Source organism: Glycomyces buryatensis (assembly GCF_004912275.1).
GTDB classification, from domain to species: Bacteria; Actinomycetota; Actinomycetes; order Mycobacteriales; family Micromonosporaceae; genus Glycomyces; species Glycomyces buryatensis.
This window is the reverse complement of the sequence record NZ_STGY01000029.1, coordinates 1-1196: the sequence shown is the minus strand read 5'-3', so window position 1 is coordinate 1196 and position 1196 is coordinate 1. Positions and strand designations below refer to the sequence as shown.

Here is a 1196-nt window from a genome sequence, read left to right as displayed (position 1 = left end):
CAGGACGAACGCTGGCGGCGTGCTTCACACATGCAAGTCGAACGGAAAGGCCCGCTTGCGGGTACTCGAGTGGCGAACGGGTGAGTAACACGTGGGTAACCTGCCCCGGACTTTGGGATAACCGTTGGAAACGACGGCTAATACCGGATACGACCATTTCCCGCATGGGGGGTGGTGGAAAGTTGTTTCGGTTCGGGAGGGACCCGCGGCCTATCAGTTGGTTGGTGGGGTAATGGCCTACCAAGGCGTTGACGGGTAGCCGGCCTGAGAGGGCGGTCGGTCACATTGGGACTGAGATACGGCCCAGACTCCTACGGGAGGCAGCAGTGGGGAATTTTGCACAATGGGCGGAAGCCTGATGCAGCGACGCCGCGTGAGGGATGACGGCTTTCGGGTTGTAAACCTCTTTTATCCATGACGAAGGTACTGTTTTTCAGTGTTGACGGTAGTGGTTGAATAAGCGCCGGCTAACTACGTGCCAGCAGCCGCGGTAAGACGTAGGGCGCGAGCGTTGTCCGGATTTATTGGGCGTAAAGGGCTCGTAGGCGGCTCGTCGCGTCTGCCGTGAAAGGCCTCGGCTTAACTGGGGTTTTGCGGTGGATACGGGCGGGCTTGAGGCAAGTAGGGGAGATCGGAATTCTACGTGTAGCGGTGAAATGCGCAGATATGTGGAGGAACACCGGTGGCGAAGGCGGATCTCTGGGCTTGTTCTGACGCTGAGGAGCGAAAGCGTGGGGAGCGAACAGGATTAGATACCCTGGTAGTCCATGCTGTAAACGGTGGGCGCTAGGTGTGGGCCGGCTTTGTTCGGTCTGTGCCGTAGCTAACGCATTAAGCGCCCCGCCTGGGGAGTACGGCCGCAAGGCCAAAACTCAAAGGAATTGACGGGGGCCCGCACAAGCGGCGGAGCATGCGGATTAATTCGATGCAACGCGAAGAACCTTACCTGGGTTTGACATCACCCGGAAACGCCTAGAGATAGGCGCCTCTTCGGACTGGGTGACAGGTGGTGCATGGCTGTCGTCAGCTCGTGTCGTGAGATGTTGGGTTAAGTCCCGCAACGAGCGCAACCCTTATCCCGTGTTGCCAGCATTCAGTTGGGGACTCGCGGGAGACTGCCGGGGTTAACTCGGAGGAAGGTGGGGATGAGGTCAAGTCATCATGCCCCTTATGTCCAGGGCTTCACGCATGCTACA

Annotated in this window: 1 rRNA gene; it reads left to right on the top strand. The window is 58.5% G+C overall.

The window, feature by feature from the left end:
• Window positions 1-1196, top strand: a 16S ribosomal RNA gene (locus tag FAB82_RS07530); the annotation flags it as partial.